This is a genomic window from Rhodococcus artemisiae (assembly GCF_036327795.1).
Lineage (GTDB): Bacteria > Actinomycetota > Actinomycetes > Mycobacteriales > Mycobacteriaceae > Rhodococcus > Rhodococcus artemisiae.
Map to the genome: position 1 here is coordinate 31,829 of NZ_JAUTXY010000012.1, position 16,167 is coordinate 47,995.

At 64.4% G+C, this 16,167-nt stretch carries 3 protein-coding genes (1 of these 3 running past the window's edge); 1 reads left to right on the forward strand and 2 read right to left on the reverse strand.

Translation table 11 applies throughout. The features are described 5' to 3' along the window. Positions 1–885, forward strand: coding sequence for an esterase/lipase family protein (locus Q7514_RS22515; protein WP_330135487.1), 885 nt, complete (start codon positions 1–3; stop codon positions 883–885). On the opposite strand, the gene Q7514_RS22520 is transcribed toward Q7514_RS22515, so the two are convergent. Together Q7514_RS22520 and Q7514_RS22525 are read right to left on the reverse strand one after the other, a co-directional pair. Next, positions 843–1,835 carry an alpha/beta hydrolase gene (locus tag Q7514_RS22520; RefSeq protein WP_330135488.1) on the reverse strand — a complete coding sequence of 331 codons (993 nt, stop codon included), beginning with the start codon at positions 1,833–1,835 and terminating at the stop codon, positions 843–845. The two genes, Q7514_RS22515 and Q7514_RS22520, sit on opposite strands and share 43 nt — an antisense overlap. Next, positions 1,832–16,167 carry the 3' portion of a non-ribosomal peptide synthase/polyketide synthase gene (locus Q7514_RS22525; protein WP_330135489.1) on the reverse strand. It continues 19,165 nt past the right edge of the window, so the window shows 14,336 of its 33,501 coding nt (coding positions 19,166–33,501); the start codon falls outside the window, past its right edge; the stop codon is at positions 1,832–1,834. Before Q7514_RS22525 ends, Q7514_RS22520 begins: the two co-directional genes overlap by 4 nt.

Here is a 16,167-nt window from a genome sequence, read left to right on the forward strand (position 1 = left end):
GTGTTCTCTCGTGCCTTACCTGTGCTCGGAGCGACGGCCATCGCCCTCGCGATCACTCCCACCGCACTCGCTCAGGATCCGCTTCCCGTGCCGTACGACCACCACAACGGGGTCGTCGTCGAACTGACGAACCCTGGTGGCTCACCTGCGGGAGCGAACATTCCGTGCACCTCCGCACAGGAACCCGTCGTTCTCGTGCACAACACGAGCGGAAACAAGCAGATCGGCTGGCAGACTCTCGCACCGCTCCTTGCGAACGAGGGCCGCTGCGTCGTCAGCTTCACGTACGGCGAGGTCGATGGTCCGTGGCCGATCGATGCCGTCGGCGGGCTCGGACCCATCGACGAGGCCGCGCACGAGCTGGCTGTATTCGTCGACGAAGTGCTCGCACAGACCGGCGCCGAACAGGTGGATGTCGTCGGCCACTCGCAAGGCACACTCGTCCCGTCGCAGTGGGTGCAGTTCCAGGGCGGCGCCGACAAGGTCGCCGACTACGTGTCGCTGGCACCGATGTGGCATGGCACCGACGTGTTCGGATCCGAGACACCGGACGCCGTCCGACCCGCATTGGAGGCGGCGTGCCCGGCATGCGCCGACATGTTGCCGGGTTCGCCTTTCCTGGAACGACTCCGCAATACGGGGATCTTCGATCCGTCGATCGACTACACGAATATCCTCACCAGCCACGACCAGACCGTCGTGCCCTACACGAGCGGGTACGCGGAGGCACCGAACGTCACGAACATCGTGCTGCAGGACGTGTGTCCGTCGAGCACCGCAGGGCACCTGGGCCTATTGGCGGATCCGACAGCAGCCGAGCTCGTGCTGAGGGCGCTGGACGATCACAGCCCCATCGACTCAGCGAGCTGCGGCCAGGAACGCTGAAGCTCGTCTTCCCAATAGCCCCACGAGTGGGTGCCGTCAGGTCGGAAGTGGAACGTCGCGGGGATCTCGAGTTCCTCCAACCGTTCCTGGAGTCGGTGGGTGCAGATGTTGGTGGCTGCCTCGATGACGCCACCGACGACGACCTGATCGAGTAGCGGCGGGGCCTGCGGCGTCCGCGGAAGTGACGGATCCTCGTACGGTCCGGGCAGGCCGGTTCCGTTGGAGATGTACAGAGATAGACCGCGTAGGCCTTCGGCGTTGACCGTAGGGTCGTTTTCCACCCAGCCGTCACCGTCGTACGGACCCCACATGTTGGTCGCGTCGGTCTCCCCCATGCCCTCGATCACCGACCGCAGGTAGGCCTGGCCGAGCGGATCGCTGGTCTGCGCGCACCCGCTGTACGACGCGACACCACGGTAGAGGTCCGGAGCATGGATCGCCAGCGAGAGCACCGACGTCGCCGCCATCGACAGGCCCGCGATCGCGTTGACACCCGTGGTGCCCAGGGCATCGTCGATCACCGGGGGCAACTCCTCTGTCAGGAATGTCTGCCACTTGGCCACTCCGACGACCGGATCTTCCTCGATCCAATCGGTGTAGTACGTGAACATTCCTTCGGCCGGGATGACGACGTTGACGTTCTTGTCCTCGAGGAAGTCGAGGATCTTGGTCTGGTTGAGCCAGTTCGCTCCGTCCTCGCCTCCACCGGCACCGTTGAGCAGGTACAGCGTCGGGCGCGGAACAGACGTATCTGCAGGCTTGATGACCTGCAGGGGAATGTTTCTGTCCATCGACGGCGAGTACACGTACATGTCCGTGTGTCGATCGTCGATCTGCTCGGTACTGTCCACGTGGGCCGCCGGCGCGGCGGACGCGGGCACGGCCGGCACCGCCAGGGCGACCGCGACCGCGGCGCACACGACCGCTCGACGCAGAACGTTCTTATTCATGTAGCGGATTCGCCCTTATCGGTAGTCGGATGCAGTTCGACGACTCTACGCACTGTCGGGCCGACGACCGCAAGGGCCTCGGGTGACGTCATGTGCCAATGAGTCACGGGCACTGAATGATCATGGATCTCGCCGGTGACGGCGTCGGTCCAACCCGTGGCTCCACGACGACCGTCGGCTGCCGCGGTGAAGTACAGGACGTCGCCGTCGAACACCTCCGGCCGGTGCCTGCTGAGCAGCATCGAGTTGTGCTCTGCCGTGGCAATCAGTCGCTGCACCATCTCTTCGGTGTCGTCGACCGAGTTACCGGTCAGCTCTGCGACGGTCGCGACGAGCCCGGCGACATCCTGCGGCTCGGTGCCGTCGAAGCCGAAGCCCGCAAGCAGGTCTTCCATGGACACCGTTGCCCGTTCGTCGGTCGGAAGCTCCGACGAGCCGCCCACGAAGCTGTCGAGCATCACGAGATGGTCCACCGATTCACCGGCGGCCTGCAGCTGCACCGCCATCGCATGGGCGATCACACCGCCGAGTGACCAGCCCAGCAGACGGTACGGCCCGTGCGGCTGAACGCGGCGAAGCTCTTCGACGTACCGTACGGCGAGGACGTCGAGGGTGGCAGGCACGAAGTCGGCCTCGATACCGGCCGGCGTCTGCAGACCGTAGACATCGGTATCGAGCTGCTGGGACAGGCCGGTGTAGCACCACGACAGCCCGACGATCGGGTGCACGCAGAACACGGGTGTGCCCGAACCCTCCGTGCGCAGCGGCAGCACCGGACGGAGCGCGTCCGACATACTCGCGTCGGAGCCCTCGGAGACCAATCGAGCGAGGCCTTCGACGGTCGACGCCTGGAACAACCACTGCAACGGCACCTGGGTGTCCAACTCTGCACGCAGACGCGAGACGAGTTTCGTCGCGACGAGGGAAGTACCGCCGAGCGCGAAGAAGTCGTCGTCCAGACCCACCTGCTTGACGCCCAGTACCTCGGCGAACACCGCCGCCACCGATTCCTCCACCGGCGACACCGGCGCACGGAACTCACGAGCCTCGAACACCGGCTCCGGCAACGCCTTCCGATCCAACTTGCCGTTCACATTCAACGGCAACGCCTCGAGCACCACGAACGCCGACGGCACCATGTACGACGGCAGACCTGCCGCCAATTCGACCTTCGCGGCCGCCACATCGAACCCGGCCACATCGCCCTCGACACTCGACTCCGGCACCACGTACGCCACCAACTGCGCACCGGTCCGTTCGTCCTTTCGAGCAACCACCGCCACGTCACGGACACTGTCCACACCACGCAGCGCGGTCTCGATCTCACCGAGCTCGATCCGGAAACCACGCATCTTGACCTGGAAGTCGGTGCGGCCCAGGTAGTCCAGTTCGCCGTCCGCGGTGAACCTCACAAAATCACCCGTGCGGTACAGCCGCTCCCCCGCCGCAAACGGCGACGCGACGAAACGCTCCGCGGTCAGATCCACCCGACCGTGATAACCCCGCGCCAACTGCACACCCGCCAGATACAACTCACCCGCGACACCCACCGGCACCGGATGCAACCGCTCGTCGAGAACATAGACCCGGGTATTCCACTCGGGAACACCGATCGACACCGACGCACCCGACGACTCGACAACGTCACCCGCGGTCACCGACACCGCAGCCTCGGTCGGGCCGTACAGGTTCACCAACCGCGCCTCGTTCGACGCCATGAACCGCTGCGCCGTCGACGGCGGCAACGCCTCACCGATCGCCAACACCCGACGCAACGACGACGACAACTCGCCCGACGACTCGACCAGCAACGCCTCGAGCATCGACGGCACCACATGCAACGTCGTTACGCCCTGCTCGGCAATCAGCGCATTCAGATACGCCGGATCACGATGCCCATCGGCAGACGCGATCACCACACGACCACCGGAAACCAGCGCCGACCAGAATTCCCACACCGACAGGTCGAACGTCGCGACGGTCTTGAGCAGCACGGCGTCGCCAGAGCCGATGTCGAAATACGACCGCTTCCACAACATCTGGTTCACGATCGCTGCGTGCGGCACCGCGACTCCCTTCGGGCGGCCGGTGGACCCCGATGTGAAGATCAGATATGCGGTGTTCGACGACCGCAAAGGTGCATGTCGCTCCACGTCCGACACCGGAGTGTCTGCGAATTCCGACAGGTCTGCGATGTCGATCTCGAGATTGGGGACAGAGCCTGCTCCGGGAACAACCACTGCATCACGTTCCGTGGTGAGAACAACCACCGGATCGGCCGCTCCAAGGATGTACGCGTTGCGCTCATCCGGCTGATCCGGATCTACCGGTACATACGCGCCGCCGGCCTTCACTACGGCGTACATGCTCACCAACAGTTCCACCGACCGGCGCATCATCAATACCACGGTCGACTCCGGCCCCACACCGAATGCGATCAGGCGACGGGCCACTCGGTTGACACGCGCATCGAACTCGCCGTAGGTCAGCAGCTCACCCTCGAACACCAAGGCCGTCGCGTCGGGATCGCGTCGGACCTGCTCCTCGAACAGGTCCACCAACGTCGTCACGCTGTCCGCCATGTGTGCGGTGTCGTTCCAACCCTCGAGTATCCGGGACTTCTCTTCCGGTTCGAGCAGCTCGATGTCGCCGAGCGGAACAGTCGCGTCCGACATGATGGCGTCGAGCATCCGAACGAAACGCCCGACAAGTCCCGCTGCGGTCGCCTCGTCGAACAGGTCGGTCGCGTACGTCATCGTGCCGGACAAGCCGAGTTCTGTCCCGTCGGCGTCGTAGAGATCCGACACGATCAAATGCAGATCGAACTGCGAGACATGCGTATCGGCCTCCACTGCCGACAGCGTCAGCCCCGGAAGCTCGAATGTGGACTGAGTCAGATTCTGGAACGACAATCCCACCTGGAACAACGGATGACGCGCCGTCGACCGAGCCGGGTTGAGTACCTCGACGAGACGCTCGAACGGCACATCCGCGTTCGCAAAGGCGTTCAGATCCGTCTCGCGCGTTCGCTCCAAGAGCTCCGCGAAACTCTGATCCGGTTCCACCCGTGTCCGGAACACGAGAGTGTTGACGAACATTCCGATCAGGTCGTCCAACTCGCGCTCGGAACGACCGGCGATGGGGCTACCGACCGCGATGTCATCGGTGCCGGTCATCCGCGCAAGGAATGCTGCCCACGCCGTGTGCACCACCATGAACAACGTGGCGTTCGACCGGCGACCGAGTTGCGCCAACCCACGATGCAGGTCGGCATCGATGGAGATGTCCACGCTCGCGCCACGGAGGGACTGCACGGCAGGACGCGGGCGATCGGCCGGCAGATCCAGCTGATCCGGCAGTCCGGCGAGCTCGCGCTTCCAGAATCCGATCTGGTGTCCTGTGACCGATTGTGGATCGTCCTCCGAGCCGAGAACCTCGCGCTGCCACAACGTGTAGTCCGCGTACTGCACCGGCAAGGCCGCCCATGACGGTTCTTCACCTGCAACCCGTGCGAGGTATGCAGTCATGACGTCACGCGCCAGCGGCCCCATCGAGAAGCCGTCGCCCGAGATGTGATGGACGACGAAAACCACGACATACTCGGATCGGTCGAGCTGGAAAAGCCTTCCTCTCAAAGGGACCTCGGCTGTGACGTCGAATCCGACTGTCACCACGTCGCTCACGACGGTGATCAGCTCCGCTTCGGTGAGATGAGTCGGAGTGAGATCCAAATCGATGTCTGACGTGGGGAGAACCTTCTGGATTCCCACGCCGTCGATTTCGGGGTATACAGTCCGAAGCGATTCGTGCCTGTCGATCACGTCGCGCACCGCAGCCTGCAGCGCGTCGACGTCCAGTTCACCAGACATCCGCAACGCCATCGGGATGTTGTAGGCGGCCGACTCCGGGTCGAATCGGTTGATGAACCACATCCGTTGCTGGGCGAGCGACAACGGAACCAGCTCCGGACGCGACTGTGGAATCAGCGGCGCCGCCCGCCCCGAACCGGCACTCGCCTCAGCACGAGCAGCAAGTTCCGCGACCGTCGACGCCTCGAACAGCGCCCGCACCGAAACCTGCGTGTCGAGCGCCTCACCGATCCGCGCGACGATGCGCGTCGCGATCAGCGAATTGCCACCGAGTGCAAAGAAGTCGTCGTCAAGACCCACCCGCTCGACACCCAGCACCTCAGCAAACACCGACGCCACCGCGTGCTCAGCCGCAGTAACCGGCGCCCGGAACTCGTGTGCCTCGAACACCGGCTCCGGCAACGCCTTACGATCCAACTTCCCGGACGCATTGAACGGCAACGACTCGAGCGTCACGAAATGCGACGGGACCATGTAGCCCGGCAGAACCCGTGACATCGCAGCGCGCAGACCTGAAACATCCGTCTCTCCGGCCGGAACCACATACCCGACCAACTGATCCGACCACACCGCCACCGCGCCCGCGACGACACCCTCGGACCCACGCAATACAGCTTCGATCTCACCGAGTTCGACGCGCTGACCACGCAGCTTCACCTGCTGATCGTTACGACCCACATACTCGAGCTCACCCGCACGGTTCCACCGCACCAGATCCCCCGTGCGGTACATCCGCTCACCAGCAACACCGAACGGATTCGCCACGAAGCGGTCTGCTGTGAGACGTGAATCGACATATCCACGAGTCAGCTGTGCACCTGCGACATAGAGCTCCCCGGGGACCCCGGCCGGGACGAACTGCAAGCGGTCATCGAGAACGAATACCTGGGTGTTCGACACCGGAGCACCGATCGGGACGATCCCGCCCTCGCCGTCGATGCTGAGTCGATGGGTGACCTGGATGGTTGTTTCCGTGGGCCCGTAGAGGTTGTGGACGTCTGCGCCGAGCAGGCTCCGGGCTCGCCGTGCGGTCGCAGCCGACAACGCTTCTCCGCCGGAGAACACCAACCGCAACACATCCGTCGGGTCGTCCACCACGTCGAGGACCGCATCGAGCACCGATGGCACGAACTGCGCTACCGTGACCTCGCCCGAGACCAGCACACCGGCCAGGTACTCCGGATCACGATGGCCCTCCGCTCCCGCGATCACCATACGAGCACCAGAAATGAACGGCAACAACAACTCCCACACCGACGCATCGAACGTCGCCGGCGTCTTCAAGAACACCGAGTCGGATGCGTCCACACCGAACTTCGACTGCATCCACAACAACTGGTTCACCACCGCGCCGTGCGAAACAGCAACACCCTTGGGCCGGCCGGTAGATCCGGAAGTGAATAGAACATAGGCCGTGTTCCCTGGATGCAAAGGCACACGACGTTCGATAGCCGCGATCGGCTCACCCGAGTACCCGGCGAGGTCGATGTCATCGACCTTCACCACGACACGGTCGGCCAGGACCCGTTCACCCGACACCGGCACCGACACCGACAGCACGAGCAGAGGATCAGCCGTATCGAGAACATACGCAATACGGTCGTCCGGCTGCTCCGGATCGATCGGCACATACGCACCACCCGCAGCGAGCACCGCATGGATAGCAACGACCATCTCGATAGAACGGCTCATCGCCACCGCAACCAGCGTTTCCGGGCCGACGCCCAGCGAGATCAGGTGCCGAGCGAGTCGGCCGACTCGCTGATGGAGCTCCGCGTAAGTCTGTGTCAGTCCATCGATAGAAACCGCCACCCCACTGGGTGCACGCTCGACCTGCGCTGCAATCAAGTCCGGAACGACATGCCCGAAGTCCGGCACCACGTCACCGCAACCTGCCTCCACGAGACGACCCCGTTCGTCGCCACCGACCAAGTCGACTTCACCGACGGCGACCGTCGGATCTTCGACCACGGCTTGCAGTAGCCTGACGAACCGATTGGTAAGCGACACGATGGTGGACTCGTCGAACAGATCCGTCGCGTACGTCATCACGCCGCTCATACCCGCCGGATTACCTCGCGGGTCGACGTAGTCCGACAGGCTGACCTGGAGATCGAACTTCGCGAGCTGTAGATCCGCGTCGACCGCCGATAACGTCAAGCCCGGCAGCTCGAACTCCGACGGCGCAAAATTCTGCAACGTCAACATCACCTGGAACAACGGATTCCACGCGGTCGACCGAACCGGATCCAGCACCTCCACCAAACGCTCGAACGGCACATCCGCATGCCCGAACGCCCCGAAGTCCACCTCCGTGACCCGCGACAACAACTCCGTGAACGACTCCCCACCGTCGATCTCGATCCGCAGTACCAACGTGTTGACGAACATCCCGATCAAATCGTCCAATACCCGCTCACCGCGACCCGCCACCGGCGTACCGATCGCAATGTCACCGGTACCCGACAATCGCGCAACCACTACCGAAAGCGCACCGTGCACCACCATGAACGGCGTGACATTATGGTCACGCGCGAGCGATTCGATACCCGACCTCAGCGACTCATCGAGCGCGAATTCGTGTGAGGCACCCCGATACGATGCCACCGCCGGACGCGACCGATCCGCCGGCAAATCCAGCACATCCGGTAACCCGGCCAACGCCTCGGACCAGTACGCCAGCTGACGCGACAGCAGCGACCCGGGATCCGATTCCGAGCCGAGGACCTGACGCTGCCACAACGAGTAATCCGCGTACTGCACCTCGAGCGGCGGCCACGACGGCATCTCGCCCCGAGCTCGCGCCGCGTAGGCCAGCATCACATCCCGCGACAACGGGCCCATCGAAAAACCGTCGGCAGCGATGTGGTGCACCACTACAACCAAGACATGCTCGGTCTCGGACACCTTCAGCAACCGCACCCGAACCGGAGGCTCGGCCGTCACATCGAAACCGGCGCCTACCAGCGCCGCAGCAGCGTCGAAGACCTCATTTTCAGAGACCGTTTCGACCGACAGGAGATCCGAAGCCTCAGATGCCGGCAACACAACCTGGTAGCCGACACCGTCGACCGCCGGATAGACCGTCCGCAGCACCTCATGCCGCCCCGCCAGATCCGCGACCGCGGCCCGCAACGCCTCGGCATCCAGCTGTCCCGACAACCGAATCGCAACCGGGATATTGTTCACCGCCGAATCCTGATCGAATCGGTTCAGGAACCACATCCGAGTCTGGGCAAGCGACAACGGAACCAGCTCCGGACGCGACTGTGGAATCAGCGGCGCCGCCCGCCCCGAACCGGCACTCGCCTCAGCACGAGCAGCAAGTTCCGCGACCGTCGACGCCTCGAACAGCGCCCGCACCGGAACCTGCGTGTCGAGCGCCTCACCGATCCGCGCGACGATGCGCGTCGCGATCAGCGAATTGCCACCGAGTGCAAAGAAGTCGTCGTCAAGACCCACCCGCTCGACACCCAAAACCTCAGCAAACACCGACGCCACCGCGTGCTCAGCCGCAGTAACCGGCGCCCGAAACTCATGCGCCTCGAACACCGGCTCCGGCAACGCCTTACGATCCAACTTCCCGGACGCATTGAGTGGCAACGCCGCGAGTGTCACGAACTGCGACGGAACCATGTACGTCGGCAGTACCTCGCCCATCGCAGCGCGCACATCCGACGTTGAAAGATCGCCGACGAGAACCACGTAGCCGACCAGCTGATCCGACCGCACCGCCACCGCACCCGCGACCACACCGTCCAGGCCGCGCAACACAGACTCGATCTCACCGAGCTCGATGCGCTGCCCGCGCATCTTCACCTGCTGATCATTGCGACCCACATATTCGAGGTCGCCCTCATTGTTCCACCGCACGAGATCCCCCGTGCGGTACATGCGCTCACCAGGATCACCGAACGGATTCGCCACGAACCGCTCGGCCGTCAACTGCGCACGGCCCGCATATCCCCGCGCAAGCTGAGCACCCGACAGATACAACTCGCCGACCACACCGACCGGTACCGGCTGCATCCGAACATCGAGCACCCACACATCGGTATTCCACACGGCCGTACCGATCGGCACTCGAGGACCGGCTACTTCGTCGGCAACTCGGTGTGTCGCCTGCATCGTCACTTCCGTCGGCCCGTACAGGTTGTGCACCTGCGCGCCGAGCAACCTCCGGGCACGTTCGGTGGTCGCCGACGACAGCGCCTCACCACCGGCGAACACCAACCGAAGCGCATCCGTGGGGTCGCCCAGTTCATCGAGCACCGCGTCGAGCACCGACGGCACGAACTGCGCGACACTCACCTCACCCGAGGCCAACACACCCGCCAGATACACCGGATCCCGATGGCCATCTGCTGTCGCGACAACCATCCGAGCACCGGACATGAACGGCAACAACAACTCCCACACCGACGCATCGAACGTCGCCGGCGTCTTCAAGAACACCGAATCCGACGCATCCACACCGAATTTCGACTGCATCCACAACAGCTGGTTCACCACGGCGCGGTGGGACACCGTCACACCCTTCGGTCGGCCCGTCGAACCAGATGTGAACAACACATACGCAGCATTCTCTGGACGCAGCGGCGTGGGACGATCGGCGTCGGTTACCACTGCGGTCGGCTGGTCCGACACGTCCAGAGTGTCGGTGAACACCACAGTGCGATCGGTATCGATGACCTCACCCGACGCACTCAACACGAGTAGTGGGTCTGCGATGTCGAGTACGTACGCGATACGTTCGTCCGGCTGCTCCGGATCGATCGGCACATACGCACCGCCCGCAGCAAGCACCGCATGGATCGCGACAACCATCTCAACGGAACGGCTCGTCGCCACCGCCACACGAGTATCGGGCCCGACACCACGCAGAATCAGATGACGCGCAAGAACTGCGACCCGGTCTCCGAATTCCCCGTACGTCAGCATCGAGTCGACGCCGACAATCGCCACCGCATCGCGTGAACGCTCACCGCCTTGCCTGATGAGATCCGGAACAGTGAATCCGGACGCAGGGACAAGCTGTCCCCTACCCGATTTCAGCGATCGAGCACGTTCGTCCGTGGTCAGGAAATCGACATCACCGACAATCACCTGCGGCTCTTCGACCACAGTCGTCAACACTCGAACGAAGCGCTCGGCGGCAGACACAATCGTCGACTCATCGAACAGATCCGTCGCGTACGTGAACGAGACAGCAAATCCGCCGTCGTCGGGCAGCTCCGACATCGTCACCTGAAGATCGAACTTCGCGAGCTGCAAATCAGCCTCGACCGCCGACAACGTCAACCCCGGCAACTCGAACTCCGACGGCGCAAAGTTCTGCAACGTCAACATCACCTGGAACAACGGATTCCACGCAGTCGACCGAACCGGATCAAGCATCTCCACCAAACGCTCGAACGGCACATCCGCATGCCCGAACGCACCCAGATCCACATCCCTGACCCGTGACAACAGACCCTCGAACGACTCGCCCGCATCGATCCGAGTACGCAACACCAACGTATTGACGAACATCCCGATCAGATCATCGAGTGCCTGCTCCCCACGACCCGCCACCGGCGTACCGATCGCGATGTCATCGGCCCCCGACAACCGCGCAAGAACCACCGCAAGAACACCGTGGATCACCATGAACGGCGTGACGCCGTGTTCTCGCGCGAGCGAGTCGATACCCGACTTCAGCTGCGCATCGAGTCCGAACTCATGCGACGCACCACGATACGACGCCACCGCCGGACGTGGACGGTCCGCGGGCAAATCCAGCACATCAGGCAGCCCGGACAACGCCTCGGACCAGTACGCCACCTGACGCGACAACAGCGACGCCGGATCATCTTCGGAACCGAGCACCTTCCGCTGCCAGATCGCGTAATCCGCGTACTGCACCTCGAGCGGCTCCCACGAAGGCACCTCACCTTGAGTTCGCGCCGCATACGCCAGCATCACATCGCGCGACAACGGACCCATCGAGAATCCATCGGCCGCAATATGATGCACAACCACAACCAAGACATGGTCGGTATCGGACACCTGCAGCAACCGCACCCGCACCGGCGGCTCCGCCGTCACGTCGAAACCAGCGCCCACCAGCTTTGCTGCGGCGTCGAACACCGTATCTTCAGAGACCGTTTCGACCGACAGCAGAGCCGAAGCCTCAGAGGCCGGCAACACAACCTGGTAGCCGACACCGTCGACCTCCGGATACACCGTCCGCAACACCTCGTGCCGCGACACCAGGTCCGCGACCGCAGCCCGCAGCGCCTCGACGTCGAGATGTCCCGACAACCGAATCGCCGCCGGGATGTTGTTCACCGCGGAATCCGGATCGAATCGGTTGAGGAACCACATCCGGGTCTGCGCCAGCGACAACGGGATCTGCCCTACCCGCGGCTGCGGCTCGAGTGGACTCACGCCACCGGAGCCTGCAAGCTCGTCGACGGCTGCAGCGAGCGCGACCACGGTCGGCGACTCGAATAGCATCCGCACCGGAACCAGGGCATCCACTGCCGCACCGACTCGCGACGCAACTTGGGTCGCGTTGAGAGAGTTACCGCCGAGCGCGAAGAACTCGTCGTCGCGACCGACCCGCTCGACGCCCAGGACGGCGCCGAAGATCGACACCACGATCTCTTCGGTCGGTGTCGTCGGCGCCCGGAACTCCCGTGCCTCGAACACCGGTTCCGGAAGTGCCCTGCGGTCGAGCTTGCCGGAGGTGTTGAGCGGCATCGCGTCGAGCACGATGATGGCATCGGGAATCATGTACGACGGCAACTGCTCTGCCGCGGCGTGACGAACGGACTCGAGGTCCACGTGCGCACCGGCAGCGGGAACCACGTAGCCGACGAGCCGATCCGACACCACTGTGACCGCCGCCGCGACGACGGTGTCCATCGATTGGAGCACCGACTCGATCTCGCCGGTCTCGATGCGCAGGCCCCGCAGTTTGATCTGATGGTCGCTGCGGCCCAGGTATTCGAGTTCTCCCGCGGACGTCCAGCGCACGACGTCGCCGGTGCGGTACATCCGCGCACCGCTCGCCGAATACGGGTCGGCGACGAAGCGCGACCCCGTCTGGCCGGGGGCGTTCTCGTATCCGCGAGCAACCTGGGCTCCCGCGACGTAGAGTTCGCCGCGCACACCCACCGGAACCGGCTGCAGTCGCGTGTCGAGCACCAGCAAAGTCGTACTCGCTACCGGCCTGCCGATCGGAATACTCGGGCCCGAAGCGGATGCGCCGGTTCGGTGAGCGACCTGCATCGTGGTTTCCGTCGGCCCGTACAGGTTGTGGATCTGTGCGCCGAGCACATCGCACACGCGTTCGGCGGTAGCGGACCGAAGCGCTTCGCCGCCCGAGAACACATGTTGCAGCGACGATCCGGGATCCTCGTCGAGGACGAGATCGAGCACCGACGGCACGAACTGGGCAACCGTCGCCTTCTCCGAGGCGATCACCGACGCGAGGTAAGCCGGATCGGTGTGGCCGTCGGGGGCGGCGACGACAAGGCGCGCGCCGAGACGCATGGGCAGCAGTAACTCCCACACCGACGCGTCGAATGTCACGGGTGTCTTCCACAGAATCACGTCGTCGCAGGTCAGCTCGAGCGTGTGCTGCATCCAGTCGAGCTGAGTGCTCAGTGCGCGATGTGTGACGGCGACGCCCTTCGGCCGGCCCGTCGATCCCGAGGTGAACAGCACATACGCGGTGTGGCCGGGGCACAGCGGTGCGAGCCGGTCGTCGTCGGAGATCGGTGATGTGCCGTTCGACGCACCGACAGAATTGACGTCGAGCGTCGAGACGGGAAGTACAACGGCAGAAGAACTGACCAGCGCAAGAACAGGATTCGCAGTCTCGATGATATGAGAGACGCGCTCGGCCGGGTGATCGGGGTTGAGCGGGACGTACGCGCCACCGGCCTGAAGAATCGCGTGGATGCCGACGAGCAGGTCGATGCTGCGCTCCATGTACACCGCGACACGTGTCTCCGGCCCGACGCCACGTGCGATCAGTGCACGAGCCAGCCCCGCGACACGTTCGTCGAATTCACGACGGGTCAAGGACATGTGGGCCGAGGTGACTGCGGTCGCCTCGGAACTCGGACCCGTAATCCCCTTGTCTACAACAAGTTCCGGCCCGACAGCGAACGCAAGAACTCGGGCCCGCTCGGCGTCGGCGACCAACGGCAGCGCAGCGATACGCAGGTCCGGATCTGCGACGACCGCCCCCAGCAATCGAGTGAAGCGCTCTGCGAACGTAGCGACGGTCGAGTCGTCGAACAGGTCGGTCGCATATGTCCACTCCACGGCGATGCCGGCGGGTGCGCCGTCGTCGTCGAACATTTCGACCACGGTGATCTGCAGGTCGACCTTGGCCTCGCCGAGATCCGCGTCGATCGCCTCGATCCGCACGTCGCCGAGCTCGAAGTGGCGGCGCTCCATGTTCTGGAGGGTGAGCATCACCTGGAACAGAGGGTTCCGTGCCTGTGACCGCGGCGGGTCGAGAACCTCGACGAGTCGCTCGAACGGCACGTCCGCGTGCGCGAAGGCGCCGAGAGCCATGTCTCGGGAACGTGACAGCAGCGCCGAGAACGACTCCTCGGGATCGACCCTGGTGCGGAGCACGAGGGTGTTGACGAACATGCCGATCAAGTCGTCGAGGGCCTGATCGCCGCGGCCGGCGACGGGGGTGCCTACCGCGATGTCGTCGGTGGCACTCAGCCACGCGAGCTCAGCGCTCAGGGCGCTGTGCAGCACCATGAACAGCGTTGCATTCCGGCTTCGGGCCAGATCGAGCAGGCTCCGGTGCGTCGAGGCGTCGAGTCCGATGCGGTGAGTGGCGCCGCGGTAGGAGGCCACGGCCGGTCGCGCACGATCGGCCGGCAGTTCGAGGACGTCGGGGACGTCGTCGAGTGCGCCCATCCAGTAGTCGATCTGCCGCGAGATGACGCTCGTCGGATCGTCTTCGGAGCCGAGTATGTCGCGTTGCCACAGACTGTAGTCTGCGTACTGCACGTCGAGCGGCGCCCAGGCCGGGGCTTCTCCGGTCGACCTGGCCGCGTACGCGACCATGACGTCGCGGAGCATCGGCCCGATCGAGAAGCCGTCGGCGGCGATGTGGTGCACGACGACGACGAGGACGAACTCGCACTCACCGACGCGGAGCAGGCGTGCGCGGACGGGTACGTCCGCGGTCACGTCGAATCCCGACCGGATGACGCCGGTGACGACCTCGATCGCCCTGCCCGGTTCGACGTCCTCCTCGATGAGATCGAGGGTGACCTCGGAGACAGGCCTGATGACCTGCACTCCGGCACCGTCGATCTCGGGGTAGACGGTCCGCAGGATCTCGTGGCGTGCAACGAGATCGCCGACAGCGCCGCGTAGCGCGTCGACGTCCAGCTCGCCCGTGAGTCTGATCGCCGCGGGGATGTTGTAGGTCGCGGAATCGGGATCGAATCGGTTGAGGAACCACATCCGCTGCTGCGCAAGCGACAACGGGATCCGCTCGGGGCGCTCTCGCGGTACGAGGGCCGGGCGGTCGGCGGATCCGTACCGGAACACCTCGGCGGCCAGGCCCGCCACTGTGGGTGCTTCGAAGATCGCACGAACCGGCACAGCGGTGTGCAGTGCGGCTCCGATACGGGCGGCGATGCGGGTCGCGACGAGGGAGTTGCCGCCGATCGCGAAGAAGTCGTCGTCCAGCCCGACACGTTCGACGCCGAGGACGTCGGCGAATACGGACGCGACGGTCTGCTCGACATGCGTCACGGGTGCGCGGAATTCACGTTCTTCGAACACGGGATCGGGCAGCGCCTTACGGTCGACCTTGCCCGAGGGATTGAGCGGCATCCGGTCGAGCACCATCACGGTCGAGGGCACCATGTACAACGGGACACGCTGTGCCACTGCACTCTTCACGTCGTCGACGTCGAGCGCGGCGTCGTCGTGCGCGACGAGGTACGCGACGAGACTGTCGCCGACGTGGGGATCCTTCCTCAGCACCACGACGACCTGACGCACTGGGAGTTGCGCACCGAACGCGGCTTCCACTTCGCCGAGTTCGATACGCAGGCCGCGTAGCTTGACCTGGAAGTCGGTGCGGCCCACGTATTCGAGTTCGCCGGCACTGTTCCACCGCACGAGATCGCCCGTGCGGTACATACGGGTTCCGTTGGGTCCGTACGGGTCTGCAACGAACCGCTCTGCGGTCAGTTCCGACCGCGACACGTAGCCGCGACCGAGTTGCTGCCCTGCGAGATACAACTCGCCCGCGGTGCCGCGCGGAACGGGCTGAAGCCTGGCGTCGAGGACGTACGCGCCCACGTCGCCCTGCGGTCTACCGACAGGCAGCGACGGCACGCCGGTGTCGGACGCGATGTGGCGGGTGATCGAGAGCGTGAACTCGGTCGGGCCGTATTCGTTGGACACCTCGGCCCCGCTCGCCGCAT

Excerpts from the sequence above, each read along its gene's own strand:
- Q7514_RS22520 (WP_330135488.1), bottom strand. The coding sequence starts at position 1,835 with ATGAATAAGAACGTTCTGCGTCGAGCGGTCGTGTGCGCCGCGGTCGCG.